Source organism: Pseudarthrobacter sp. 10T415 (assembly GCF_056394175.1).
Window position 1 is genome coordinate 104,601 of the sequence record NZ_JBFTHJ010000002.1, and the last position, 24,485, is coordinate 129,085.

Genomic DNA, 24,485 nt, shown 5'->3' on the forward strand with positions numbered 1-24,485 from the left:
GCGGTAATGGGACTACTTGGTGCGGGCGGCTACTTGAAGCTGGCGCCCACGAGCCCGCGGGTTGCTGCCACAAGCTTCATGGGATCGGAGGACCCCGCCGGCGGCACGTAGACCGCCACCGACTCGGCGAAGCTCAGGACCATGCCCGTGGTGGTTTCCTTGCCTCCGGCCAGGGCTGCGGCGTCGTCACCAATGGAGAGCTTGTCTCCGGCGGCCTTCGGGGTTCCTTCGAAGCCGAAGTTGATGCGGCCCAGCACCAGTGCGCCGCCATCTTCGGTGCGGAACACCACGGTGCCTTCGGGGGCCACCTTGTGGGTGAAGGAGAAGTTTCCGTTTTCGCCGGCCTTGACCACCTCGGCCTGGTAGGACAGGGTGTCGGCAATGTACGGCGAGGACTCGCCTTCCACGATCTTGTCCTTGAACGCCGAATCGGCATTGCTGAGCCGGTCGGCCAGGCCCGACAGGGCCTCTTCCCCGGTGTACAGCAGGCCGGTCTTGTCTTTAGCCTCCACGGTCTCAGTGCCGTTCCGGCTGATGGCGGGGAACGTGGTGCCCGGCTGGAGCGGAGTGGTCTCCATGAGCTTGTAGTTTTCCCGCGGGGACTTCTGGACGAGGGTCAGCAGCTGGGGAACCACGTTGCCATCACCCTGGGAAACGGCGAGGACCGAGCGCGGCCATCCGCGGTCCGTGGTGACCGCCGTCGTCAGGAGCTTGGTGGAACGGACCGGCATGCGGGCCTCATACGAGCCCACCTGCGAGCGGATCTTGTAGTTCGAGGTACGGACTTCCAGCTCCGTACCGCCCACCCGGTCAGCCAGTTTTGCAGCATCCTTGGCGGCGTCGCCGGCGTCGGCAGCACTGGACACCTGCTCAAGGATGCGGCGGAACTGCACGTCCAGCAGGACGGGGGCGGCGTTTCCACCCTGGGCGGCAGGCGCCGAGGCAGAGCCCGTGGGAGCGGGGGCAGGCGATGTGGCGGCCGTGGCGGCAGTTCCCGTGCCGGCCAGTACCGCAGCGGCCACGCCGGCGGCCGCCATGGTGACCCTGGAGGAGGAGCGGGCCTGCTTGCGTGCACGGGCACGCTGGGCGAATCCGCTGCCCTCGCCGTCGCCGTCACCGTCGCGACGGCGGGCCGAGAGCACGGCGAGGACAATCCCGCCAAGGATGAGCAGCGCGCCGAGGACCATCAGCGGGATGGCCCAGGGGGTGGCGGTGTCGTTGGGAAAGGTCATCGAGACAGTCGCGGGAGCAGCCTTGGTTCCGTCAGCGGCCAGCAGCAACGTCCAGTCGCCGTCCGCCGGAGGCGTCCAGGAGTATTCAAGCTCACCGCTGGCATTCTCCGTGGTGACCCAAAGGTCGGATCCTGCAGGGTTGGGTGCCGTGGCTTCGCCGTCGGTATGTTCAACCTGCAGGGACTTGCCGTCCTCGGACGTTCCCGTGATGGTGTTGTGCGCAGCGGTGCCCACCCATGCCTCAACGTCATCGGGCCGGCCCGCGGCAAGCATGAAGTTGCCGTCGCCCTGGACATCGATCTTGACGGTTCCGCCGTGGAGTGTCCGCAGCTTCTGGTCGAAGACGGTCAACGGGGCAGCCGTAGCGTCGGCCGGCGCGGACGCCGTAAAGGTCTCGGAAGGGGCCCAGATGGTCTTCTGGCCGATACCGGCCAGAAGTGTCAGGAGGCCGAGCAGCACAAGTGCGGCTGCAGTCTTTAAACGCAAGGGAACACCTATCATCAGCGGGGTTTAGCTTCAATAGTAACCATTTTGTTACCACGAGCCCCAGTTCAGGCCCGGTTCATGGCTATCCGGCAGTCCTCGCCAGGAGTCTCTGCGGTGCTCCTCCGCAGGTGTTGACAAGCCTGCTGATAGTGTTTGCGATGATCATCACACCGGCCCGCCAAGGCGGTGCCATGCACGGAACAGGCGCCAAAAACCAGTGACTGACAAGACGGACGAGTCCTCCCAGGCAGCAGGCGATCCAAGGGACGTTGGACCGTCGCCCGCGGTCCCCCAGGGGCCCGGAACTGCCCACCGGAAGGGCGCCGCCGCAGCAGCGCTGGGCTTCCTGGCACGTCGCCTCCGCCAGCCGCTGCCCGGCGCGCAGCCGCGGCTCCGTTTCGAGATGCCCCCGGAATACTCCCAGCAGGACCAAACCACCGAGGACCCCGACGGCGTGACGCGCCCCCAGTTCGGCGCCCCCGGACCACGGATGTCCCCGCAACATCCGCTCTACATGGGCTTCATGGGAACCGTCGGCGTCGGGGTGGCGCTGCTGGTCTACTGGATTGGATCACACACCACCCAGTTGCTCCTGTGGATCGTTGCGGCGCTCTTCATCGCGCTGGGCCTCGAGCCCGTGGTGAAGTGGCTCGAGAACCGGAAGATCCCCCGGCCGGCCGGAATCCTGATGTCAGTCTCCGTGCTGATCGTCGCCGTAGTGGGCTTCTTTGCCACCCTGATCCCAACGATCGTCCAGCAGGTCACCGAGATAGTGCAGCAGGCGCCCACGTGGGTGCGGGATTTCATGAACTCGGACCTTTTCCGCACCCTTGACGACCAGTTCGGTGTCCGCGACCGCATCGCCGATGAGTTGAACAAGTTCGTCAACGATCCCAACGCCGTGGGCGGAATCGCCGGCGGCGTCGTGGGGTTCGGCTCCACGGTGGCCAATGGCCTGTTCGGTGCCCTGATCGTCCTGGTGCTCAGCCTCTACTTCCTTGCTGCCCTGCCGGCAATGAAGAAGTGGGGTTACCGGCTGGCCCCGCGTTCCCGCCGGCACCGGGTGGAGGCGTTGTCGGATGCCATCACCAAGTCCGTGGGCAACTACGTGATCGGCCAGGCCTGCGTTGCCCTGCTCAATGCCACCTTCGCCTTCATCGTGATGTCGATTGTGGGCATTCCGTTCGCCCTGCTGCTCGCGTTCGTGGTGGCACTGCTTGCCTTTATCCCGCTGGTGGGTGCCATGATCGCCGGCGTTGTCGTAGTCCTCATCGCCCTGACCGTGGGCTGGCAGACGGCCGCCATCTACGCCATCTGCTACTTTGCCTACCTCCAGTTCGAGGCCTACTTCATCTCGCCACGCATCATGCAGAAGGCCGTGGCCGTTCCCGGTGCCGTCGCCGTCATTTCCGTGATCGCCGGCGGCAGCCTGCTGGGGGTCCTGGGCGCCCTTATCGCGATTCCCACGGCGGCTGCCATCCTGTTGCTGATCAAGGAGATCTATATCGTCCGGCAGGACCAGCACTAGCCCGGCAACCGCGGGGATGCCCGCTTCGGGGACGGGTCAGGAGGCGGCAGTCGCCGTGGGCCCGTCCCACTCGGTCGGCAGTGCAGCGGCGTTCCCGTCCGTTGCGGACACCCGCCCCACAATCTCGTTCAGGACCCGCGCGGCGTACTTCTCGCCCACCCACAGATGCTTTGCGCCGTCCACGCCCAGCACGTGCGCTTGGGGAACCAGGCTGAAGCGGGCTGCGGCCTCGGCGGGCTGGAGGAAGTCATCGTGCTCCGGCACCAGGACCGTCAGCGGTTTGCCCGACTCCGCCCACAGCTGCAGGTGCTTGTCCGTGGCCCGGTGCAGCGGCGGGGACAGCAGGACAGCACCCTCCACCTGCGATGCCACAGGTTCGGTGGCACCGTACATCAGTGCCAGTTCCGTGCCGAAGGACCAGCCCACCAGCCACCGGTTGGGCAGCCCGCGTTCGACGGCGAAACGGACCGCCGCTTCCACGTCGTGGCGTTCCCCCACGCCTTCCTCGAACGCACCCGTGCTGGTGCCCCGGGGGGAGCCGGTGCCGCGCGTGTTGAAACGCAGCACTGCGATGCCGGCCAGCGCCGGCAGCCGGTAGGACGCCTTGCGGTAGACGTGCGAGTCCATGAAGCCGCCGTGCGTAGGAAGCGGGTGCAACGTGATCAGCGTGGCCCGGACCTCGCCGGATTCCGGCAGGGCGAGTTCGCCCACCAGAGTGTGTCCGTCCGCTGTCTGCAGCTCGACGTTCTCGCGCCTGGCCGGCAGGACCGTGGAGGCACGGATGGGAACGGGGCCAGCGGCCTGGCTGAATTCGTACGACGCCGGATCAAAAGTCATGCCTGCCAGCTTAGCGACAGCGGGCGGTCTCCACGGCCCGGGCTCCTCCGCGCCAGCTGTTCAGTGCCGCGTCAGCGGTACCTGTAGCTGCGCGAATTCCAGCAGTTCGTGTGCCAGTGGCGGCGTTCAGCGAGGCCGGCGGCGGCACCGAACAGGTGGTCGTCCTTCCAGACCACCAGGTGTGCCACCCCGGGCAGCACGGCGGTGGAACATTCGGGGCAGATGTAGGTCTTCGCCGCGTTACGCGCTGTCATGCTGCGGACCATCCATTCCCCGTCCGGGGCGCTTTCCCGGCGGGCGATGCCTGCCCGGGCCCGTTCGAGGTCCAGTTCGGGAACGTCACCGTTCCCCTTTTTTCCGGTTCCCCGCCCGGTTGCCGCAGGCTTCCCGGACACGGGACGGCGGGGACGGTTGGAGCGCGGCATGCATCCATTCTGCCCCAGCGGGACGGGGCGCTACTGCAGCCTCTCCGCGAAGAGTGGTGCACTGCCGCCGGCCCCCGTCGTCATTCCCGCTCCGGCACCCGGTAGTGTGTACGGCGTGCGACTTGTGATTGCCCGATGCTCCGTTGATTATGTTGGCCGGCTCAAAGCCCATCTCCCCCTCGCCACCAGGCTCCTGCTGGTCAAGGCGGACGGCTCTGTCCTTGTGCATTCAGACGGTGGCTCGTACAAGCCCCTGAACTGGATGAGTCCGCCGGCCACACTCCGTGTTACGTCACCGGAGGACGTTGACCTGGAGTTGGGAGTCGCGGAGCAATGGACGGTCCAGTCCGCGAAGACGGATGACCGGCTGATCATCAATATCCATGAAAAGCTCAGCGAAACCTCCCACGACCTCGGCGTGGACCCGGGCCTGATCAAGGACGGCGTGGAGGCGGACCTCCAGCGGCTCCTGGCCGACCAGATCGAAACGCTGGGAACAGGCTATTCGCTGATCCGGCGCGAATACTTCACGGCCATCGGTCCGGTGGACATCCTGGCCCGGGACGGCGACGGCGCAACCGTGGCCATCGAACTCAAGCGGCGCGGGGACATCGACGGCGTGGAGCAACTCACCCGCTACCTTGAGCTGTTGAACCGCGATCCCCTGCTGGCACCGGTGCGCGGCATCTTCGCCGCCCAGCAGATCAAACCGCAGGCCAAGGTCCTCGCCAACGACCGCGGGATTGATTGCGTGACCCTCGATTACGACGCAATGCGCGGTGTCGACGACAGCGAATCCCGGCTCTTCTAACGCCGCCTGTCCTTTCGGCATTGGCCAATTGTGTCCCGACAAGGCATGCACCCCGGTTTTTACCTAAAATTTGTCCGATTCCGCCGCCGAAGCGTTGACCTGCGGGAACGGGCATGAAATTCTTAACTCAGTCTTTGTGTAGGTGTTTTTCATGCTCGCAAGACATGTTGCGAGCGCGAAGCTCCTGCAGGGCCAGTTCCTTTTCCGGACGGCTATTCAGGATTCTTCTCGCGGAGTGACCAAGGCCGGTACGAAGTGTGCCGATCTTAAGAAAGTTCCACAATGAGGAGAAATAAATGGCACAGGGAACTGTGAAGTGGTTCAACGCTGAAAAGGGCTTCGGCTTCATTACCCCGGACGACTCCGACGGCGACGTCTTCGTCCACTACTCCGAGATCCAGACCGGCGGCTTCAAGACCCTCGACGAGAACCAGCGCGTTCAGTTCGAAATCGGTCAGGGCGCCAAGGGCCCGCAGGCCACCGGCGTTACGCTCGTCTAGTCTTCGGACAGACTGCTAAGCCTGATTAGCAAAGAATGGTCCCTGGCATAATTGCCGGGGACCATTCTTTTTGCCTGGCGCATTGTTGGGCCAGCCTTAGCCTTTGCGTTATGCGGCCCCGGCCGGGCGATATCCGGCAGCGAACGGCATCCTTATCAGACTAAATTCCGGACCAGCCTGGCGCCCTGGGGCAGGGACAGGCCAGGCAGGTAGGCCCGGGTGAGCGCACGGCCGATGGCCGGCAACTGAAGAGGGTCCTGGTAGTAGAGGTACAACGCCCGGTACTCGGGCTTGAAACGGGACTTGAAGGCCGCCAACGACCGGAATCCATAAACGGGTTCCAGCGCGTGGCCCACCAGGTCAAGGATGCGGACCAGGTTCTTGGCTCCCCCTTGGGCGGTGTCCTCGGCTCCCCCGTCATTCGCCAGCGGTGAACCGGACAGCGAAATCACCTCCACGGAATCCCGCAGTTCCAGGACAGCGGAGGCGATCAGGAATTCCATCACGCCGGGGAAACCGTCGGCGCCCCGGCGCATCACGTCCAGCGTCCGGCTGACGAGGCGGCCGTCGTCGTACACGGGAAGCCAACTGGTGAACCCGTGGACCCTGCCTTCACCGTCGACGGCAAGGCAGCACAGCACCTCATCGTCGTCGAGCTCGTCCACGCTGCCAAGCGTGAAGCCCATTTCCGGTACGGACTTTCCGGCGGCCCATTCCTCGGACACTTCGTTCAACCGGGTGCGCAAGGCTACCGGCAACCCGCTGTACGGACCCCAGACGGCATGCACCCCCAACTTGGCAGCCCGGTTCAGTGCCGTCCGGACGTTCTGCCACTCCTTGCCCTTGAATTCCAGCTCCCGGATGGCCAGCCGGGTTTCCTGGGCCACCGATACCCGGGAGAAGCCGCGCTCACGCAGGGCCGGCCACACCGAGTCGTCGCAGGAATACAGTGCCGGAATCAGCGCCTCGCGCCGGCAATGGGCGAGGAATCCCTCCGTGACGGCCAGCTGGGATCCGGCAGGGCCGATGGCACACCCGAGGGTCAGGGCAACACTGCCGTGCTGCTGGTAGGCCATGGCTCCCTGGCCGTCCGGGCTGAACCAGTATGCGTTCGGTTCCCACAAGGCCATCCAGGACAGCGGGCCGCCGCCCTGGTGGAGCAGCGTCCGCGCCCGTGCCCGGTCCTGCCGGCCGGAGTCGTGCCCGTGGTTTCCGCCCAGCAGCGCCCACCACACGGCTGCCAGCGCAATAAGCCAAAACACGGGCCCGGAATAGGCGAAGAGGACAGCCTCCACCGTGTTCCGGTCTGCGAAGACCCGGTGGAAATGCTGCGGAATCGGCACCGGTACATACTGCCGGGCCAGCTCGGCAAACAGACCCAGCACACCGCCGTCGCGGGACATCCCGCCAGAGGCGAACCATGCGGTGGCATAGGCGGCAGCCAGCACCCCCCAGGAGCCGCCCACCAGCACGGCAAGCGTGCGCCGGGCGGTGGGCAGGGTCTGCACCCGGAATTGCCTCCGGTTCAGCCACAGGATGACGGACAGCAGCAGCGGAACCACCACCAGCGGAAGCACATGGGCAAAGGCGGAGCCCATGGGCGCCGCGTGCGGGCCCTGCGGCCTGGAGGGAACCAGGGCGAACAGTGCAAGGTACACGGCGGCCAGGGCCGTCACAGCCAGCTGGATCGCCAGGGCAATGTTCAAGGCCATCCTGCGTCCCCGGCGCATCCCGTCGGCGCAGATCAGCAGCAGGACCACCGGGACCACTGCCAGTGCCAGGCCGAACGGACCGGCGAAACCTGCCCTGCCCGCTTCAAGGCAGGACGCTTCCACAGTGGCCCCGCAGTTGAACGCCAGTTGGCCCAGCGTGGGCAGCGGATTCAGGACAACGTCCCGAAGCAGCGCCAGCGGCCCGGTGGGTGCCCGGGTGATCCCGGTGAGGATGGGCCCGACGGCGAACACGGCCACCATCAGGGCCAGCAGGTTACGGGCCTCCCGTCCGGTGGAGCGGTGCCGGTGGAGCCTGCCTTCGTCGCCTTGGATCCACCAGCCCACCAGGAGTCCCAGCAGCGCGCCAAGGAGGCCGATCACCGTCTCGGCATGTCCCACGTACAGGACGAGCAGCAGCGAGATCGAAAGTGCCGCCGTCCGCAGGCGCCGCTGCCAGAGCACCGGCAGCCGGGCGCTGCCTGCCATGCCTGCGGCGAGCACCGGGGCGTAGGGGCCGATCAGGATGACGTCGGTCATGGTGTCGAGCCACCCGTCCCCCACATAGGCCGCGAGCTGGGTAACCAGGAGGAACAGCGTGACGGCCGCGAACTGGCCGCCCAGGAACAGTGCAGCGGCACTCCGGAAACCGAGTTTCCGTTCGGCAAGGCCCAGCAGCACAATGATCATCAGCGCGGCCACCACATAGGCAGTGGGGTTGGTGGCGAAGAAGAGGCTGGTGAACAGCGACCACCAGCGCCCCTCACGCAGTCCGGGACCGCTGACGCCGGCAACATCCAGCAGCTGCTCGGACGGACCGGCCAGGAAGCTGTCCGTAGCCGCGCCTGTACCCACAAACACGGCGAGCACCACAAGCGTGAACGGCATGGCCTTCAGCCCCGTCGCCGCCCTGCCCAGCGTTGGCCGGACCACGGTGTCCCAAGCCAATGCCATGGTCCGGGTGTCCTGTCCGCCGCTCATCCGCCGGTCCCCCACTGGGCTGCGAGGAACTGCAGGGCATCGCCAAACCGCCGGGACGACGTGTCCCACGAGTGCCCGGTGTGCTCCACCTCGTAGGCGCGTACGGTGAATCCGGCGTCCCCGGCAGCGGCCGCCAGGGTCCTGAGGTAGCCCACAAATTCAGTATCGTTCTGCCCGGCCGTCAGGTACAGGCCATGGCCGTCAAAACGCTTGTCCGCCATGATGGCCAGCGGCGTCTGCCGCAGGAACGCCTCGGGGTCGCCCGGGAAGGCGGCGTCGATGGTCTTCTGGCGTTCCTTGGCGATGGCGGGCTCGGCTTCTGCCGAGAACGCCAGGACCTCGGGAAACAGGTCAGGATGGCGGGTTCCCAGCTGGATGGCGCAAGTGCCGCCGAAGGAGAATCCCCCTACCGCCCAGTGCGAATGGTCCGTGTCCACGGCAAGGGTGGAGCCGATCCACCGCGGCACATCCTGCGACAGGTAGGTATCGGCGTGGGCGATCTGGCTGTCCATGCACATGGTGTTGGCGTTCTGCGACCCGTTTGCGTCGGGGACCACCACCACGGGAGCCACGCCGCCATGGGCGGCAGCAAAGGAGTCCATGTGGCCGCGGAGGGCTCCGCCGGTCAGCCAGTCGGCCGGACCGCCGGGCTGGCCGGCAATGAGGACCAACACGGGCAACGCCGGACGGTTCTGTGCAAAGTAGGCCGGAGGAAGGTAGATGAAGGCGTCCCGGGTATCCATGCCGGAGATGGTGCCTGGAATGGCGGCCTTGCGCAGGACTCCCCCGTCCGGGATGTCCCCTTGCGGACGCCAGCCCTGCAGCGCCACGCCGTCGGGCGCTCCTGCCGGCCGGACGAGGTTCTGTTCCAGGGCAGGAATGCGGGCAAGGGCGGTCCCCATCAGGTCGCTCACCGTACGGTTGAGGCCGAAGTAGGCGTTGATTTGCACGCTGGACAGGGCAACCACCAGCAGTGCGGCAGCCAGGCCACCGCCACGGCGGCGCCAGGAGTTGCGGGGCAGGAGGAACAGCCAGAGGAGTACCGCGGCCACAGCTGGCACCAGCCACAGAAGGACCGGGTCCGGGATGTTTTCCGGGAAAACGGAATAGAGGTTAATCAGCGCCCAGTGGACGGTGGCCACCAGCGCAAAGGCCACGGCAACGGCGGCAATGACCCGGTAGAGCCAGCGCACCGGTCCGTGGGGCGGCGGTGGCATGAGGAGGAACGCGGCGCCGGCGAGGCCCAGGATCAGCGAGGCCCAGTAGAGGGGGCCGTCGGTCAGCCGGACATCAAGGATCCAGTCCACGCGTCTAACGCCAGGTGCCGATGCCGATGACCGGCCCGGCTTCCAGCCACGACGACAGGCCTGTGTAGGCATCGAACTTCATGGCGAGCCGCAGGTCCTGGCCCTCGTAGCGAAGTTCCACGATGACGACGTCGGGCTGTACCTTGACGGCTTCGGCCTCGGTGGGCTTGCGGCGGCCAAGGAGTTCAAGGGAATGCCGCTTGAACTTGTGTTTTGGGCGGACACTGAGCGAGAGCAGCCGGAACCACTCAAGGTCGTTGTCCTGATAACGACAAACCCCCATCTGCCAGCTGTTTCCAGCCATGCAAATGGAGGCGTCCACCGTGCCGAGGGCACGCCGCAGGTTGAAGCGGCGCACCCCCGAAAGGCACAGTGCAAAAATCAGCAATCCAAAGGCGATTGCCAGTGCGATGAACGAAATACCCGGTGCGTCCATCAAGGTCGTGCTAGCGGATCCCAGCGGTAGCCGAGCCGCCAAGCTGGGCGTTGTCAGCAACGATGACTACCCGGTTGTTGTCGACGGAGAAGAACCCGCCGTCAACATCGACCGAAATACGGTCCCCGGACACCGGCTGGATCGCGAGTTCACCTTCGGCCAGGATCGCCAGCAGGGGCGAGTGGCCGGGCAGGATTCCGATCTCACCATCGCTGGTGCGGGCCTTGACCATCGTGGCCGCTCCGGACCACACGAAGTGGTCCGCTGCGACAATCTCAACCTCAAGCTCAGCCATATTACTTGGTCTGTTCCTGGATCTTGGCCCACTGGCGCTCAACGTCATCGAGGCCGCCGACGTTGAAGAACGCCTGCTCCGCAATGTGGTCGAGCTCGCCGTCGCAGATCGCCGTGAAGCCTTCGACGGTGTCCTTGATAGAGACCGTGGAGCCCTCAACGCCGGTGAACTGCTTGGCGGTGTAGGTGTTCTGCGAGAGGAACTGCTGGATACGGCGTGCACGCGACACGACGATCTTGTCCTCTTCGGAGAGTTCGTCAACGCCGAGGATGGCGATGATGTCCTGGAGTTCCTTGTTCTTCTGCAGGATCTGCTTCACACGGACAGCCGTGTTGTAGTGATCCTTGCCGATGTACTGCGGGTCCAGGATTCGCGACGTGGAGGTCAGCGGATCCACGGCCGGGTACAGGCCACGGGATGCGATTTCACGGGAAAGCTCCGTGGTGGCATCCAGGTGCGCGAACGTGGTGGCCGGGGCCGGGTCGGTGTAGTCATCTGCGGGAACGTAGATGGCCTGCATCGAGGTGATGGAGTGGCCCTTGGTGGAGGTAATGCGTTCCTGCAGGAGACCCATTTCGTCGGCCAGGTTGGGCTGGTAGCCCACGGCGGACGGCATGCGGCCGAGCAGGGTGGAAACCTCGGAACCTGCCTGCGTGAAGCGGAAGATGTTGTCGATGAACAGCAGCACGTCCTGGTTCTGGACATCGCGGAAGTACTCCGCCATGGTCAGTGCGGACAGTGCAACGCGAAGGCGCGTTCCCGGCGGCTCATCCATCTGGCCGAATACAAGGGCTGTGTCCTTGAGGACGCCTGCCTCTTCCATTTCAACCCAGAGGTCATTGCCCTCACGGGTACGCTCGCCAACACCGGCGAACACGGAAGTACCACCGAAGTTGCGCGCAACACGGGTGATCATTTCCTGGATCAGAACAGTCTTGCCCACGCCGGCGCCGCCGAACAGGCCGATCTTGCCACCCTTGATGTACGGGGTGAGAAGGTCGATGACCTTGATGCCGGTTTCCAGCATCTCGGTGGAGCCTTCGAGCGAAGCGAAGCTGGGTGCCTTGCGGTGGATCGGCCAGCGTTCGCTGATGTCCAGTTCCGACTCGGTAACGTCCAGGGGCTGGCCCAGCACGTTGAAGATGTGGCCCTTGACGCCGTCGCCAACGGGGACGGAAATCGGGGCGCCGGAGTCCACCACTGAGGTGCCGCGGACCAGTCCGTCAGTAGCCTGCAGGGAGATGGCGCGGACGAGGTTGTCACCCAGGTGCTGGGAGGTCTCGAACGTGATGGTCTTGGTCTCACCGTTGAGAGTAATCTCGGTGGTGAGGGCGTTATAGATGGACGGGATTGCGTCAGCCGGGAATTCGACGTCGACAACCGGGCCGATTACGCGCGCAATGCGGCCGGTGGCACCGGACGTTGCGGCTACGTGTTCGGTAGCAGTGGCAGTCATCTCTCTCACTTCACTCAGTAGATGGCGTGGGGTTAAGTTTATCTGTTGTGGTGCAGGTTCCGCGGAAACCGGGTCAGTGCAGGCTAGGACGCAAGCGCGTCGGCACCGGCAACAATCTCGGAGAGCTCCTGCGTGATCTCGGCCTGGCGGGCCGTGTTGCGCAGACGCGTGTACTTCTTGATCAGATCGGTGGCGTTGTCCCCTGCCGACTTCATCGCGCGCTGGCGTGCGGCCAGTTCGGATGCGGCGGCCTGCAGCATTGCTGCAAACAGGCGTGACTCGATGTAGCGGGGCAGCAGCGCGTCGAGGACCTGTTCGGTCTCCGGCTCGAACTCGTACAGCGGCAGAAGCTCCGACTCGGAGGCGGCTTCTTCCTCCACTACCTCAAGCGGCAGCAGGCGGATGACCGTGGGCTCCTGGGTGACCATGGACTTGAAGCGTGTGTAGACAACATGGATTTCGTCCACGCCGCCGTCTTCGAAGTCCGCAGCAAAGTCGGCCAGCAGTGCGGCCCCGATTTCACGCGCGGTGCTGAATTCGGGTGCGTCGGTTCCTCCGGTCCAGACCCGCGCATATTCGCGGTTCCGGAAGTCGAAGTAAGCCTGGGACTTACGTCCCACGAGGTAGGTCTTGACTTCCTTGCCTTCGGCGTGGAGCAGCTCGTTGAGACCTTCCGCCTGCTTGAGGACGCTGGCCGAGTACGAACCTGCCAGGCCGCGGTCCGAGGTAATTACCAGGACGGCGGCACGGCGGATCTGCTCCGGCTCAGTGACCAGCGGGTGGTCGATTTCGCTTTGGCTGGCGACAGCAGAAACGGCGCGCGTGATCGCGTTCGCGTAAGGCAGTGAAGCTGCTACGCGCGCACGGGCCTTCCCGATGCGCGAGGTAGCGATCAGTTCCATCGCCTTGAAGATCTTGCGCATCGACGTGGTCGAGCTGATCTTCTGGCGGTAGACCCGGATCTGGGCTCCCATACTTATCCTTTCCTAACATTCCGTAAACCGGGTGTGCCGGACCCTGCGGGCCCGGCACACCCGGCCATCGGAACTAGCGCTTCTGCTTGACGATCTTTTCCTGGTCGACTTCGCCCTCGGAGATGGCGTCATGTGCCTCGTGGCCTGCGCCCACCAAGTGGTTGTCGCCTTCGCCGAAGAAGCCCTTCTTGAAGTCGATGATGGAGGACTTCAGAGCTGCTGCGGTGTCATCGTCCATCACGTTGGTCTGCGCCAGCGTGGTGAGGATGGAGGACTTGTGCTTGAGGTGCTCCAGGAACTCGGTTTCGAACCGGTTCACATCCTCAACCGGAACGTCATCCAGGTGGCCGTTGGTGCCTGCCCAGATGGAGACAACCTGGTCCTCAACCGGGAACGGTGAGTACTGGCCCTGCTTGAGCAGTTCCATCAGGCGGGCTCCACGGGTGAGCTGCTGGCGTGACGCGGCGTCCAGGTCCGAGGCAAACATAGCGAACGCCTGCATGTCGCGGTACTGGGCGAGTTCCAGCTTCAACGTGCCGGAGACCTTCTTCATGGACTTCACCTGCGCTGCACCGCCAACGCGGGACACCGAAACGCCCACGTCGACTGCGGGACGCTGGTTGGCGTTGAAGAGGTCCGACTGCAGGAAGATCTGGCCGTCGGTGATGGAGATGACGTTGGTCGGGATGTAGGCGGACACGTCGTTCGCCTTGGTCTCGATCAGCGGCAGGCCCGTCATGGAACCGGCACCGAGCTCGTCGGAGAGCTTTGCACAACGCTCCAGGAGACGGGAGTGCAAGTAGAAGACGTCACCCGGGTAGGCTTCGCGTCCCGGCGGGCGGCGGAGCAGCAGGGACACGGCGCGGTAGGCTTCAGCCTGCTTGGACAGGTCATCAAACACGATGAGGACGTGCTTGCCGCCGTACATCCAGTGCTGGCCGATCGCGGAACCTGCGTACGGTGCCAGGTACTTGAAGCCGGCGGGGTCGGATGCGGGAGACGCCACGATGGTGGTGTACTCGAGCGCGCCGTTGTCCTCGAGGGTCTGGCGGACAGCGGCAATAGTGGATGCCTTCTGGCCGATCGCCACGTAGATGCAGCGGACCTGCTTGGTCACATCGCCGGAAGCCCAGTTGGCCTTCTGGTTGATGATGGTGTCGATCGCAATGGCCGACTTGCCGGTCTGGCGGTCACCAATGATCAGCTGACGCTGGCCGCGTCCGATCGGAATCATGGCGTCGATGGCCTTGAGACCGGTCTGCATCGGCTCGTGAACCGACTTGCGCTGCGTCACGCCGGGAGCCTGGAGCTCCAGGGCACGGGTGGCTTCAGCCTTGATCTCGCCGAGGTCGTCGATGGGCACGCCCAACGGGTCGACTACGCGGCCGAGGAAGGCGTCGCCCACGGGCACGGACAGAACCTGTCCGGTGCGGTGGACTTCCTGGCCTTCTTCGATACCGGTGAAGTCGCCGAGGATGATGACGCCGATTTCGCGGACGTCAAGGTTCTGGGCGAGGCCCAGCGTGCCGTCCTCGAAGCGCAGCAGCTCGTTCGCCATGACCGAGGGAAGGCCCTCAACACGGGCGATGCCGTCACTAGCGGTGGTTACGCGGCCGACCTCTACGCGTTCTGCGTTTCCGGGTTCGTAGGACGCCGCGAACTCGTTCAGCGCATTACGGACGTCGTCGGCGTTGATGGTCAATTCGGCCATCTGCAGTCCCTGCTCTCCTGTTTTGTGATCACCGTCAGGTGACCGGGGTTTCTATCAGTTTGGTTGTGCTTGTCCGGCTAGCCGGCCAGCTGGCGTTGCAGCTCGCCCAGGCGGCTGATGACCGAAGCGTCGAGCACTTCGTCACCCACCTGGACGCGGATGCCGCCAATGAGTGCCGGATCAACGTTGATGTTGACCTTCAGTTCCCGTCCGTACAGCGCGTTCAGGCCCGCCTGGAGGCGGGACAGCTGCGTCGACGTCAGGGGACGGGTCACGCTGACCGTTGCAATCCAGCGCTGCTGCCGCTTGGCCGCCAACTCGGCGAACCGTTCCACCAGGCGCGTCGCCTTGATGCCGCGGGGCTGGGTGACTGCCTGGGTAATGAGGACTTTTGCTTCCTCACTGACACCGGGCACCAGCTTTTCGGCAAGGGCAGCCTTGGCTGCCCCGCTGGCCTGTGGTTCGGACAGAGCACGTTGTACCTCGTGGCTGGACGCCACGGCCTGGTTGAAGGAGAACAGGTCGTTCTCCAGTTCTTCCAGGCCAGTGATGCCGGAGGCAGAAACGGCCGACTTGTTTTCAGCAACGGAAATGACCACCGTTGCGGCAAGAGTCTCGAGTGCATCGCCGATGTCCCGAGCAGATGCCCAGCGTGAACTGGCCAATCCGCCCGCGACCTCTGCAGCATCAGCGGAGACTTTTCCGCCAACCAGCTGCCTGACCAGCGCCGACTTTTCGTCACCGTTACGGGACGGGTCAGTCAGGGCGCGGCGCAAGCCAGCCGAGCTGTCCACCATTCCCAGAATTCCGAAGAGTTCCTTAGCCAGCTGCAACGATGCGGTGGGAAGCTTTACTTCCAGCGCGGCCAGTGCTGTTGCCAGCGATTCGCTCGATACGCCTGCCATTACTTAGCTGCACCTGCGCTCTGGGTCTCCAGATCTGCCAGGAACCGGTCCACAACCCGTGCTGAGCGGTCGTCGTCGTTGAGCGATTCGCCCACGATGCGGCCGGCAAGGGTGGTGGCCAGGGTGCCAACCTCAGAGCGCAGGGACACAACGGCCGCCTGGCGCTCGGATTCGATCTGTGCGTGTGCCTGCGCAGTGATGCGGGCAGACTCGGCAGCAGCCTTCTCCTTGAGGTCCGCGAGGATCTGCGCACCTTCGGCGCGTGCTTCCTCACGAATGCGGTTTGCTTCGGTGCGGGCGTCGGTCAGCTGCTGCTTGTACTCTTCGAGTGCAGCAGACGCCTCAGCCTGGGCTTTTTCAGCCTTGGCAATGCCACCTTCGATGGCTTCGGCTCGCTCGGCAAAGGTCTTCTCGAACATCGGGACAACAAACTTGACCACGATGAACATGAGAATCGCGAAGCCAACCAGGACAACGCCCATTTCCCAAAGGTTGGGAACGAGGGGGTTAACCTTTTCGCCTTCAGTGGCGGCTGAGATGATCAGCTGATTCATATTTCACCCGTCCTTATCTACTCGGTTCTGAATGTTCGCTTCGCGCCAGGACTAGGAAAGGACGAAAGCGAAGACGAGACCAAGGATGGCGAGGGCTTCGGTCAGTGCCAGACCAAGGAATGCGATCGGCTGCAGCACACGCTGAGCCTCCGGCTGACGTGCCACACCGTTGATGTAAGCGGCGAACACGAGACCCACACCGATACCACCGCCGATGGCCGAGAGGCCATAGCCGATGAGGTTGAGGGAGCCGTTGATTGTGCCTTCCATTTTTCTTCCTTTCAAGATGCCACCCATGTGGCAGGTTGTTTGGGTTGCTTCATCCCCGTGAGGGGAAGATTTGTGTGTGCCTGTCGGCAGGGCGCCTAGTGGCTGTCGGCGTGCAGGGCGCCTTCGATGTAGATCGCCGTCAGCAGGGTAAAGACGTACGCCTGCAGGACCATGATCAGGGCCTCAAGCATGTACATGGCGATCGCACCGGCGAGCACCAGGACAGAGGTGCCCTTCAGGAGGATGCTTTCCTGCATGACCAGGTATTCGATGCCGGAACCGGCGATCATCACGATGAGGTGGCCGGCCAGCATGGTGGCGAACAGACGGAGGCTGTGCGTCACGGGCCGGACGACGAAGTTGGAGATGATCTCGATCGGGATGACGATCGGCAGGATGAACCAGGGAACACCCGACGGAACGGTGGCCAGCTTGAAGTAGCGAAGGCCGTTCTTCTTGACGCCGATGGCGATCCAGGTGAAGTAGACGATGCCGGCCAGGACGTATGCTCCGCCGACGTGCGAGAACGTGGGGAGCTGGATGACCGGGATGGCGCCGTAGATGTTGTTCACCAGGATGAAGAAGAACAGGCTGAACAGCAGGGGCACGTACTTGATAAAGTCGCGGCCGCCGATGATGTCCTTGGCGATGCCGTTGCGGACGAAGCCGTAGGCGGCCTCGCCGGCGAACTGGAGCTTACCGGGTACCAGCTGCTGCTTGCGTGCAGCCAGCACGAAGAAGACGGCGATAAAGACGACAGAGAGGAGGACCAGCAGCATCTGCTTGGAGAATCCTTCTGCGGCACCCCACGGCAGGATTGCCGGCAAATGCATTTCGTTAATACCAGGAGGTGTAAACTCTCCTGAATCTTGGGCCGGGAGCGCAAGCGCGATCAACGCGTTTCCTCTCTGCAGTGTCCATCATTGGGCGTTGGGCGGGGAGCAGGGGCCTTGCGGCCTGAAGTTCCCCCTGTGAAATTATTTGGCATTCGTGCCGCCGTCCTGGGACGGACCGCTGGCAGCAGGACGATCACCAGTGTTTTTGCGGGAACTGGTGAGGCCATGCATGTGGGAAAGGTAAAAACCTCCGACGGCTCCAAGCAGAGCGCCTGCGAGCACAATCCAGCGCGTTCCCCACAGAAAATCCAATCCCCACCCTATCAAACTCCAGACGATGATTCCGCCAATGATGTAGCTGAAGACGGCCATCCCGGCGTTGTATCCGCCGTCGGTGTTTTCGCTGGAGACGCCGGGCGCAGAACTGCCCTCCGCACGGCTGCCGTTACCGGCAGCGTCACGTTTCCTTGAGTTACGCACGGGGCTCCCCTTTGTCCTCTGGATCGTTGTAGATCTGAAGTCGGACTTTGCTGAAACCATAGATTTCGGCCGCCTGCCACAGGACGACGGCCACTACGGCTCCGGCGACGAACCAGCGGCCTTGCAGCCATTGGGGCGCCCCCAGCACGAACATCACAATGGCGAATCCCACGACTTTGATGAAGTAGGTGGCCACGAAGACGCCGATGGCACCGGAGGGGTTGCTTCGTCCAACGAAGTGGCCAACCAGGAGGCTGATTCCAAAGAACAGCATCACCAGCAAACCGCCCAAAGCACTTGAGAGTGCGGCGGCACCACCGTTGAGGAACATCGCGGTTGCACTGCAGAGGACCAGGCCTATTGCCGCGGCAGCGGCGCTGATCTTGAGCAGGTGCAGCCACAGCGATGCGGTGGGACCGGAAGCACCAACATGTCCTTTGCCGGACGCAGGTCCGGGCTCGGCGTTGGAGGTCATTCGATCCCAATCGTCGGGGGCATTTGGCGGGGAGCCAGCAGGGTGGAGTGGCAGCTTGTGCTGCCCCTAAATTCTACACGAGATAGAAAATGTTTCCGCACGGCGTTACGTGGCTGGTTCCTCGCCGCTGCGGGACAGGTACGGCCACGCCGTGATCAGGCCCATGACCAACGTGGCGAAGAGGTCAACCGCGAGGACGATCTGCCAGGGGAAGATGGCAAAGGCGAGCCCGCCGAAGGACAGCACCACTGTCCACAGGTACATAAGGATTACGGCCGTGCGGTGCGAGTAGCCGATGTCGAGAAGTTTGTGGTGCAGGTGTCCACGGTCCGCAGACCACGGCGATCGTCCTCGCGCGGTGCGCCGGACCACGGCGAGGCCCAGGTCCAGCAAGGGCAGGAAGAGCACGGCGAAGGGAAGGAGGATGGGGATGACCGTGGAAATACCGTTGGCCCGGTCGTACAGGCCCGAGGTGATCTGTCCCGTGGACACCACACCTGCCGACGCCATCAGCAGCCCGATCAGCATGGCCCCGGAGTCCCCCATGAAGATCTTTGAGGGGAACCAGTTGTGGGGCAGGAACCCGAGGCAGCCGCCTACGAGGACCGCCGTGATGAGCGTGGCAAGGTCTGAGTAATCCAGCAGAACCGCATTGCGGTGTACCCAGTAGGCGGTGACGAAGAACGCCGTTCCGCCGATCACGGCCACTCCTGCGGCAAGACCGTCCAAGCCGTCGATGAAATTGAAGGCGTTCATGGTGGTGACAATGAGCCCTGCGGTCAGCACCACCCGGAGCGTTCCGTTCTCCAGGTAGATGGGGTCGGGAACCCAGGGAACGATGGTCATTTGTACGCCCCAGGTGGCCACGGTAAGCGCAGCCAGGCTCTGGCCGATCAGCTTCACCCACCAGCGAATGTCCAGGAGGTCATCGGCCACGCCCACCAGGACGATCACCGCGGCCCCGGCCAGCACTCCCCACGGCGAGAAATTGTTCCGGTAGATGTCCTTGACGAAGAAGGACTGGCTCGCGACGATCAGTGCCACCATCACCCCCAGGAAGATGGCAACGCCGCCAAGCCTGGAAACGGGAGTGGAATGCATGTCGCGGCTGCGGATGGGCTGGTGCAGTTCGAGCCTGTGGCCCACCACCCGGGCACCCCAGGTCGCGGCGTAGGACACGACGGCGGCCGTCAGGCCCATGAGCAGGTACATGATCATGGGGTGATGGCCGTTTCAGGATTGATGGGGCCGGGAATGGACCGCCGCGCCGGCGGCAGGTCCGGGATAGGTGGGCTCACTGGCCGGGAATCTGTTCTCCGATAAATGAAACTTCTCCGTCGCCGAGCGCGCAGCAGACAGTACGCAGATAGCTTTACGCAGTGCCTTACAGGGCTGTATTACAGTGGACTCTAGTCAAAGATACTAGCGCCAACGGCGTCATGGCTCCGCGCCACACTCGCGCAGAAGGAGCAGGGAAACCCCTGACAGCCATGCTGAAAGGACCCCCATGACCGCCCGCATTGCAGTTGCAGCCGTGACCTTCGACCGTCCGAAGGAGCTCGCGGTACTGCTGGATTCGATCAAGGCCCAGACGGCCGCAGTGGACACCATTTGCCTGGTGGACAGTGGCACAACGCCGGCGCGCAGCATAGCGGATCAACATGCCAACGTTGACTATGTCCGGTCCGAAGCCAACCTTGGCGGGGCCGGCGGGTTTGCCCTCGCGGCCCTCAAGGCGGTGGCCAGCGGTGCCAAGTGGATCTGGATGATGGACGACGACGCCGTGCCCGCCGATCCTGAATGCCTCGCCACGCTGGTCCGGGAGGCCGAAGCCCGCGACCTGGAGGCTGTGGTTCCACTCGTGACGGCACCCGGACAGCCCGACAGGCTTTCCTTCTTCTTCCGGCTGGACGGCAAGGTCACCCACGACCGCGCCGAGGTGGAGAAACTGGGGTTCCTTCCCGACGACGGGCACTTCTTCAATGGCGCGCTCATCCGGTCCGACGTGTTCTTCAAGGTGGGCCTGCCCGACATGCGCCTGTTTATCCGCGGCGACGAGGTGGACTTCACCATCCGGCTCCGCCAGGCAGGGATCAGGTTTGGAACAGTCACCACCACAGCCATTACACACCCGCACGCGTTTTCCGAAACCCAGCACGTGTACGGCGCCGGATGGCACGTCATCGTTCCGGAATCGGCGTTCAAGCGCTATTACTACTACCGCAACCGCGGGTACCTCATCCGCCGGTATTTCCGGGTCCGTTCGTTCATTGCGGACGTAGGCGGCTACCTGGGGTACTTCCTGCAGCGCCGCGACCTTCCCGGGCTGCTTGCCTGGGCACGGACCTTCAGCGCCGGCCTGCGCGGCAAAGGATTCGGCCCGCTGGAGGACCAGAAGTTCTAGCGGCACTCCCCGCGTAGGGGCTGCCGGAGGAGCCCGTTAGCCCTTGCTGGATAAACGGCGCGTTGCCAGGAGCCACAGCAGGACCCAGGGCTCGCCGAAAACACGGTAGGCAACGCGGCGCGGGTGCAGCAGCAGCCGCCAGGCCCATTCAAGGCCCAGCCGGCCCAGCCAGCGGGGCGCCAGCTTCTGGATCCCGGCCAGCTGTTCGATGGCACCACCCACGGCGCAGTAAATGGCCGGCGGCAAGCCGTCGAGCCGACGCTGCAGCACTTCCTCCTGCAGGGGCATGCCCAGGCCCAACAGCACCAGCTGCGGCTGCTCGCGGTGCAGCCAGGCGACGGCGGCATCCTCCAGTTCAGGGTTCCAGTCCTCGCCCGGAAAACCTTCCACCCGGGCACCGGGAACGATGGTCCTCAGCCGGGCGACAGCACCGGAATTGGCTTCATTGCCGGCGCCCACCACAGCAATCCGCTCGAGGCCGCGCACTTGGTCAAGGGCGGGCAGCCAGTCGGTGGAGCCGAGCCGGTAGTCCATGACGGGACCCGCCGCGTTGCCTGTCCTCCCCCACAGCCACAGCACGGGCGCCCCGTCCAGGAGCACGATGTCACTGGCCTCGTAGAGCCGGCGAAACCCATCATCGGAGAGGGTGAGCGTGACGCTGTGGAGGTTGTGTCCCAGCACCGTCCGGGTGGAGCCGTCCTCGATAAAGCGGCTGAGCTCCTCAACCAGCTCGGGAACCCGCAGCGGCGTGGCGTGGACGTCCAGGACAGGAATCTGCTGGCGGTCCAGTGCCATCAAGGCTGCTGTTCCCTGGCCGGTGCGGCGGCATCCGCCGGCTCGGCCTTCCCTGCAGATTCACCGTTGCCCGCTTCGTTGCCGACGATTCCCTCATCGGCCGGCTCTGCTGCCACGGCTGGCTCCGCAGTATCCTCCTCGGCATTCTCCTCAGCCATGGGAATCTCGCCGAGGCCCAGGACGCCCGGAACGTGCTCGCGAAGCTGGTCGAGACTGACCGCACCGTTGCGGACAACGCGGAGGCGGGGCCCGGTGGCATCAACAATGGTGGAAGGAACCGCGTCCGCGCCCTCGGCCGGGCGGAAGCCGCCTTCCAGGTAGACCTCCACGGAGTCCGCCAGCTGCTCGCGCGCTGCGGCGGCGGTTTGTGCCGGGGCGTGTCCGGTCCGGTTTGCGGAGGATACGGCCAGGGGCCCGGTGAGGGTCAGCAGCTCCTGCGCAATTTCATCGGCCGGCATCCGCAGCGCTACAGTCCCCTTGGTCTCGCCAAGGTCCCAGTCCAATGAGGGCTGGGCGTGGAAAATGAGCGTGAGGCCGCCGGGCCAAAAGGCTTCCGCAAGCTTGCGGGCCTCCGCGGAAATGTCCGTGGCCAGCCCGTCCAGGGCGTTGATACGGGGAATCAGCACGGGCGGCGGCATGGTGCGGCTGCGTCCCTTGGACACCAGGAGCATGGTGACGGCCTGCGGCGAGAAAGCGTCGGCGGCGATTCCATACACGGTGTCCGTGGGCAGGACCACGCATTTTTTCTCGCTGATGGCCCGCTGGGCATGTTCGAGGGCTTCGGCGCGCTGGCTGTCGGTGCTGCAGTCGTAGGTTGTGGTCACAGGCCTATTCTTTCATTCCGTGTGGCCAGGTCCGGCAAGGAAGGCGCTGGTGGCGCGCTCTTTGCCGTTCAGGTCCACGTGCGTGCTGATACCGGTCCAGGCTCCCTGCCTGCCGAGCATGGCGGCGACCCAGCCGGCCTGGACTTCGGCGTGTTCCATCACAAAGTAGCCCCCGGGCCGTAGAAGACGCGCAGCGGAGGCCGCTGCCGCCGTCGGGAGCTCCATACCGTCCGCTCCCCCGCCGTACAGTGCCTCCGGCGGGTCGTGCAGTGCCACTTCGGGTTCGTTGGGGATGGCTTCGGCGGGGATGTAGGGCGGGTTGGAGATCACGACGTCGAAGGTTCCGTTCAGCTCCGGAAGTGCCGTTCGCAGGTCCCCCAGGACGAGGTGGACGCCGAGGGGTTCGAGGTTCCGGGCCGCCCAGGCGTGGGCCAGCGGACTGAATTCGACGGCGTGGACTTCGGCGACGGGAACCTCATGTGCGATGGAGCCTGCGATGGCGCCGGACCCTGTTCCGAGGTCCACGATCCTCGGCGCGTCCATTCCCGCCACATGGTCGATCACCAGCTGGACCACCGATTCAGTCTCGGGACGGGGAATGAAGACACCCGGGCCTACCGCCAGTTCCAGATACCTGAAGTGGGCCACCCCGGTGATGTGCTGAAGGGGTACACGGCCTGCCCGTTCCGCCACAAGTTCGTCATACCCCTCTGGCGCCGGGGTGTCGCCCAGCATCAGGGCGCGGAGCCGGCCCAGGCCCACCTGGAGCAGGTGGTCGGCGAGGAGCTCGGCGTCAACGCGGGGGCTGGGCACACCCGCCTCGCGGAGGACAGCGGTTGCCGCACTGACGGCGTCAGCGAGGGACTGGCCTGCACTCATACGCGCGGACTAGTCGCCGATGGCGTCCAGGCGTGCCTGTTCGTCCATCTCGATGGCAGACTGGATGACCGGTTCCAGGTCCCCATTCATGACCTGGTCCAGGTTGTACGCCTTGTAGCCGGTGCGGTGGTCCGCGATCCGGTTCTCCGGGTAGTTGTACGTGCGGATCCGCTCGGAGCGGTCCATGGTGCGGATCTGGGATTTCCGCTGCTCGGAGTTGGCGGCGTCAATCTGCTCCTGCTGGTGGGCAAGGATGCGTGCACGCAACACGCGCATGCCGGCTTCACGGTTCTGCAGCTGCGACTTTTCGTTCTGCATGGCCACCACGATGCCCGTGGGAAGGTGCGTGATGCGGACGGCGGAGTCCGTGGTGTTCACCGACTGGCCACCCGGGCCGGAGGACCGGTACACGTCGATCTTGAGGTCGTTCTGGTTGATTTCGAGCTCTTCGGGCTCGTCAACCTCGGGCAGGACCAGCACGCCGGCGGCGGAGGTGTGGATGCGGCCCTGGGACTCGGTGACGGGGACGCGCTGCACGCGGTGGACGCCGCCTTCGAACTTGAGCCGTGCGTAGACGCCCTCGGCGGGATCGTTGGAGCTGCCCTTGACAGCCACCTGGACGTCCTTGTATCCGCCCAGGTCGGACTCTGTGGAAGAGATGATTTCGGTCTTCCAGCCGCGGGATTCCGCGTACCGGGTGTACATGCGCAGGAGGTCACCGGCGAACAGCGCGGCTTCGTCGCCGCCTTCGCCGCCCTTGACTTCGAGGATCACGTTGCGGGCGTCGTCCGGATCGCGCGGGATCAGCAGTCGCCGAAGCTTGGCCGCAGCAGTCTCCAGGGATGCCTCCAGCTCGGGAACCTCTGCAGCGAACTCGGAATCCTCGGCTGCCATCTCCCTGGCAGCGGAAAGATCGTCCCGCAGCCCCTCCCAGCGGTGGTAGGCCTCCACAATGCCATTAAGCTGAGCCGACCGCCGCCCCAGCTTCCGGGCAAGCCGCTGGTCAGCATAAACAGCAGGATCCCCCAGCTGCGCCTGGATGGAGTCATGCTCATCAAGCAGGCCCTGTACGGACTCAAACATTTATAAACCTCTTTCGACTTGTACAAGTCTAATGACTGCCATGCGGAGACTGACCGCACGTCCGGACGCACGCCCGCATTTGGTGGGATAAATGCATGGCGTTCGGATTTTGCCGCTCCGGGAGTGGCCCGTAAGGGCCGGGCCGAGGGACCCTACGCGAGCTTGCGAGCGTTGGGAAGGCCCCTGCCCGCTGCCGGAGCGTGGCGGCTCATGTCCGTCAGGACTGAGCCGCCACGCGAAGGGGCGGGGGCGGAAAATCCGCGCGGCCCCCAAGCCGCGGGATTTTCCGGCA

General features: G+C 64.6%; 25 protein-coding genes. 4 read left to right on the forward strand and 21 right to left on the reverse strand.

What is annotated here, in order from left to right:
• Positions 1 to 29: 29 nt before the first annotated feature.
• Entirely contained in the window at positions 30 to 1,733 is a 1,704-nt protein-coding gene (locus AC1DBN_RS03315; protein ID WP_091721126.1) for a hypothetical protein, read from the reverse strand.
• Positions 1,734 to 1,935: 202 nt separating this feature from the next.
• Between AC1DBN_RS03315 and AC1DBN_RS03320 the strand changes: the two genes are divergently transcribed.
• Complete coding sequence (locus AC1DBN_RS03320) at positions 1,936 to 3,246, forward strand: AI-2E family transporter (RefSeq protein WP_091721129.1); 1,311 nt, start codon at positions 1,936 to 1,938, stop codon at positions 3,244 to 3,246.
• Positions 3,247 to 3,282: 36 nt separating this feature from the next.
• Here the strand turns inward: AC1DBN_RS03320 and AC1DBN_RS03325 are convergent, their stop codons facing one another.
• Both AC1DBN_RS03325 and AC1DBN_RS03330 read right to left on the reverse strand, forming a co-directional pair.
• On the reverse strand, positions 3,283 to 4,083 hold the full coding sequence (locus tag AC1DBN_RS03325) for an alpha/beta hydrolase (RefSeq protein WP_091721131.1): 801 nt from the start codon (positions 4,081 to 4,083) through the stop codon (positions 3,283 to 3,285).
• Between the two features lie 71 nt (positions 4,084 to 4,154).
• A complete protein-coding gene (locus AC1DBN_RS03330) occupies positions 4,155 to 4,508 on the reverse strand; it encodes a hypothetical protein (RefSeq protein WP_015937510.1) in 354 nt (117 codons plus the stop codon).
• 115 nt (positions 4,509 to 4,623) lie between these two features.
• Between AC1DBN_RS03330 and nucS the strand changes: the two genes are divergently transcribed.
• Together nucS and AC1DBN_RS03340 are read left to right on the forward strand one after the other, a co-directional pair.
• Positions 4,624 to 5,319, forward strand: a complete 696-nt coding sequence (nucS, locus tag AC1DBN_RS03335; protein WP_091724026.1) for an endonuclease NucS — start codon at positions 4,624 to 4,626, stop codon at positions 5,317 to 5,319.
• Between the two features lie 296 nt (positions 5,320 to 5,615).
• The gene (locus tag AC1DBN_RS03340; RefSeq protein WP_011692441.1) at positions 5,616 to 5,819 is read left to right on the forward strand and encodes a cold-shock protein; all 204 of its coding nucleotides are present in this window, start codon (positions 5,616 to 5,618) and stop codon (positions 5,817 to 5,819) included.
• Positions 5,820 to 5,974: 155 nt separating this feature from the next.
• Here AC1DBN_RS03340 and AC1DBN_RS03345 read toward each other — a convergent pair whose 3' ends face one another.
• From AC1DBN_RS03345 to AC1DBN_RS03410, 14 genes are all read right to left on the reverse strand, one after another.
• Positions 5,975 to 8,509 carry a bifunctional lysylphosphatidylglycerol flippase/synthetase MprF gene (locus tag AC1DBN_RS03345; protein WP_091724028.1) on the reverse strand — a complete coding sequence of 845 codons (2,535 nt, stop codon included), beginning with the start codon at positions 8,507 to 8,509 and terminating at the stop codon, positions 5,975 to 5,977.
• Positions 8,506 to 9,816, reverse strand: a complete 1,311-nt coding sequence (locus AC1DBN_RS03350) for an alpha/beta hydrolase (protein WP_091721134.1) — start codon at positions 9,814 to 9,816, stop codon at positions 8,506 to 8,508. The genes AC1DBN_RS03345 and AC1DBN_RS03350 overlap by 4 nt, the downstream gene beginning before the upstream one ends.
• A 4-nt stretch (positions 9,817 to 9,820) precedes the next feature.
• On the reverse strand, positions 9,821 to 10,252 hold the full coding sequence (locus AC1DBN_RS03355) for a DUF2550 domain-containing protein (protein ID WP_091721137.1): 432 nt from the start codon (positions 10,250 to 10,252) through the stop codon (positions 9,821 to 9,823).
• Positions 10,253 to 10,262: 10 nt separating this feature from the next.
• Positions 10,263 to 10,547, reverse strand: a complete 285-nt coding sequence (locus AC1DBN_RS03360; RefSeq protein ID WP_091721140.1) for a F0F1 ATP synthase subunit epsilon — start codon at positions 10,545 to 10,547, stop codon at positions 10,263 to 10,265.
• Between the two features lies 1 nt (position 10,548).
• Positions 10,549 to 12,003 (reverse strand): F0F1 ATP synthase subunit beta, encoded by a 1,455-nt coding sequence (gene atpD / locus AC1DBN_RS03365; RefSeq protein ID WP_091721143.1) that lies wholly within the window; start codon positions 12,001 to 12,003, stop codon positions 10,549 to 10,551.
• An 83-nt stretch (positions 12,004 to 12,086) separates the two neighbouring features.
• Entirely contained in the window at positions 12,087 to 12,977 is an 891-nt protein-coding gene (locus tag AC1DBN_RS03370; protein ID WP_091721145.1) for a F0F1 ATP synthase subunit gamma, read from the reverse strand.
• A 73-nt stretch (positions 12,978 to 13,050) separates the two neighbouring features.
• Complete coding sequence (atpA, locus tag AC1DBN_RS03375; RefSeq protein WP_091721148.1) at positions 13,051 to 14,688, reverse strand: F0F1 ATP synthase subunit alpha; 1,638 nt, start codon at positions 14,686 to 14,688, stop codon at positions 13,051 to 13,053.
• Positions 14,689 to 14,765: 77 nt separating this feature from the next.
• Positions 14,766 to 15,593 carry a F0F1 ATP synthase subunit delta gene (locus tag AC1DBN_RS03380; protein WP_091721151.1) on the reverse strand — a complete coding sequence of 276 codons (828 nt, stop codon included), beginning with the start codon at positions 15,591 to 15,593 and terminating at the stop codon, positions 14,766 to 14,768.
• Entirely contained in the window at positions 15,593 to 16,147 is a 555-nt protein-coding gene (locus tag AC1DBN_RS03385) for a F0F1 ATP synthase subunit B (RefSeq protein ID WP_015937520.1), read from the reverse strand. Before AC1DBN_RS03385 ends, AC1DBN_RS03380 begins: the two co-directional genes overlap by 1 nt.
• A gap of 51 nt (positions 16,148 to 16,198) precedes the next feature.
• Positions 16,199 to 16,417: an ATP synthase F0 subunit C gene (gene atpE / locus AC1DBN_RS03390; RefSeq protein ID WP_011775261.1), complete on the reverse strand. Its 219-nt coding sequence runs from the start codon at positions 16,415 to 16,417 to the stop codon at positions 16,199 to 16,201.
• 95 nt (positions 16,418 to 16,512) lie between these two features.
• A complete protein-coding gene (gene atpB / locus AC1DBN_RS03395; protein ID WP_056085165.1) occupies positions 16,513 to 17,313 on the reverse strand; it encodes a F0F1 ATP synthase subunit A in 801 nt (266 codons plus the stop codon).
• A gap of 81 nt (positions 17,314 to 17,394) precedes the next feature.
• Positions 17,395 to 17,733, reverse strand: coding sequence for an AtpZ/AtpI family protein (locus tag AC1DBN_RS03400; RefSeq protein ID WP_477722565.1), 339 nt, complete (start codon positions 17,731 to 17,733; stop codon positions 17,395 to 17,397).
• Positions 17,726 to 18,208, reverse strand: coding sequence for a hypothetical protein (locus AC1DBN_RS03405; RefSeq protein ID WP_091721156.1), 483 nt, complete (start codon positions 18,206 to 18,208; stop codon positions 17,726 to 17,728). The genes AC1DBN_RS03400 and AC1DBN_RS03405 overlap by 8 nt, the downstream gene beginning before the upstream one ends.
• 105 nt (positions 18,209 to 18,313) lie before the next feature.
• Positions 18,314 to 19,426, reverse strand: a complete 1,113-nt coding sequence (locus AC1DBN_RS03410; RefSeq protein ID WP_477722566.1) for an MraY family glycosyltransferase — start codon at positions 19,424 to 19,426, stop codon at positions 18,314 to 18,316.
• Positions 19,427 to 19,715: 289 nt separating this feature from the next.
• Here AC1DBN_RS03410 and AC1DBN_RS03415 point away from each other — a divergent pair, with 289 nt between their 5' ends.
• The gene (locus AC1DBN_RS03415; protein WP_091721161.1) at positions 19,716 to 20,612 is read left to right on the forward strand and encodes a glycosyltransferase; all 897 of its coding nucleotides are present in this window, start codon (positions 19,716 to 19,718) and stop codon (positions 20,610 to 20,612) included.
• A gap of 36 nt (positions 20,613 to 20,648) precedes the next feature.
• On the opposite strand, the gene AC1DBN_RS03420 is transcribed toward AC1DBN_RS03415, so the two are convergent.
• Genes AC1DBN_RS03420 through prfA form a run of 4 tightly spaced genes read right to left on the reverse strand, consistent with a single transcriptional unit; the run spans position 20,649 to position 24,193 of the window.
• Entirely contained in the window at positions 20,649 to 21,407 is a 759-nt protein-coding gene (locus AC1DBN_RS03420) for a WecB/TagA/CpsF family glycosyltransferase (protein WP_091721164.1), read from the reverse strand.
• Positions 21,407 to 22,231, reverse strand: coding sequence for an L-threonylcarbamoyladenylate synthase (locus AC1DBN_RS03425; RefSeq protein WP_091721167.1), 825 nt, complete (start codon positions 22,229 to 22,231; stop codon positions 21,407 to 21,409). The genes AC1DBN_RS03420 and AC1DBN_RS03425 overlap by 1 nt, the downstream gene beginning before the upstream one ends.
• A 12-nt stretch (positions 22,232 to 22,243) precedes the next feature.
• Complete coding sequence (gene prmC, locus AC1DBN_RS03430; RefSeq protein ID WP_091721169.1) at positions 22,244 to 23,110, reverse strand: peptide chain release factor N(5)-glutamine methyltransferase; 867 nt, start codon at positions 23,108 to 23,110, stop codon at positions 22,244 to 22,246.
• Positions 23,111 to 23,119: 9 nt separating this feature from the next.
• Positions 23,120 to 24,193 (reverse strand): peptide chain release factor 1, encoded by a 1,074-nt coding sequence (gene prfA, locus AC1DBN_RS03435; protein WP_477722567.1) that lies wholly within the window; start codon positions 24,191 to 24,193, stop codon positions 23,120 to 23,122.
• Positions 24,194 to 24,485: the final 292 nt, after the last annotated feature.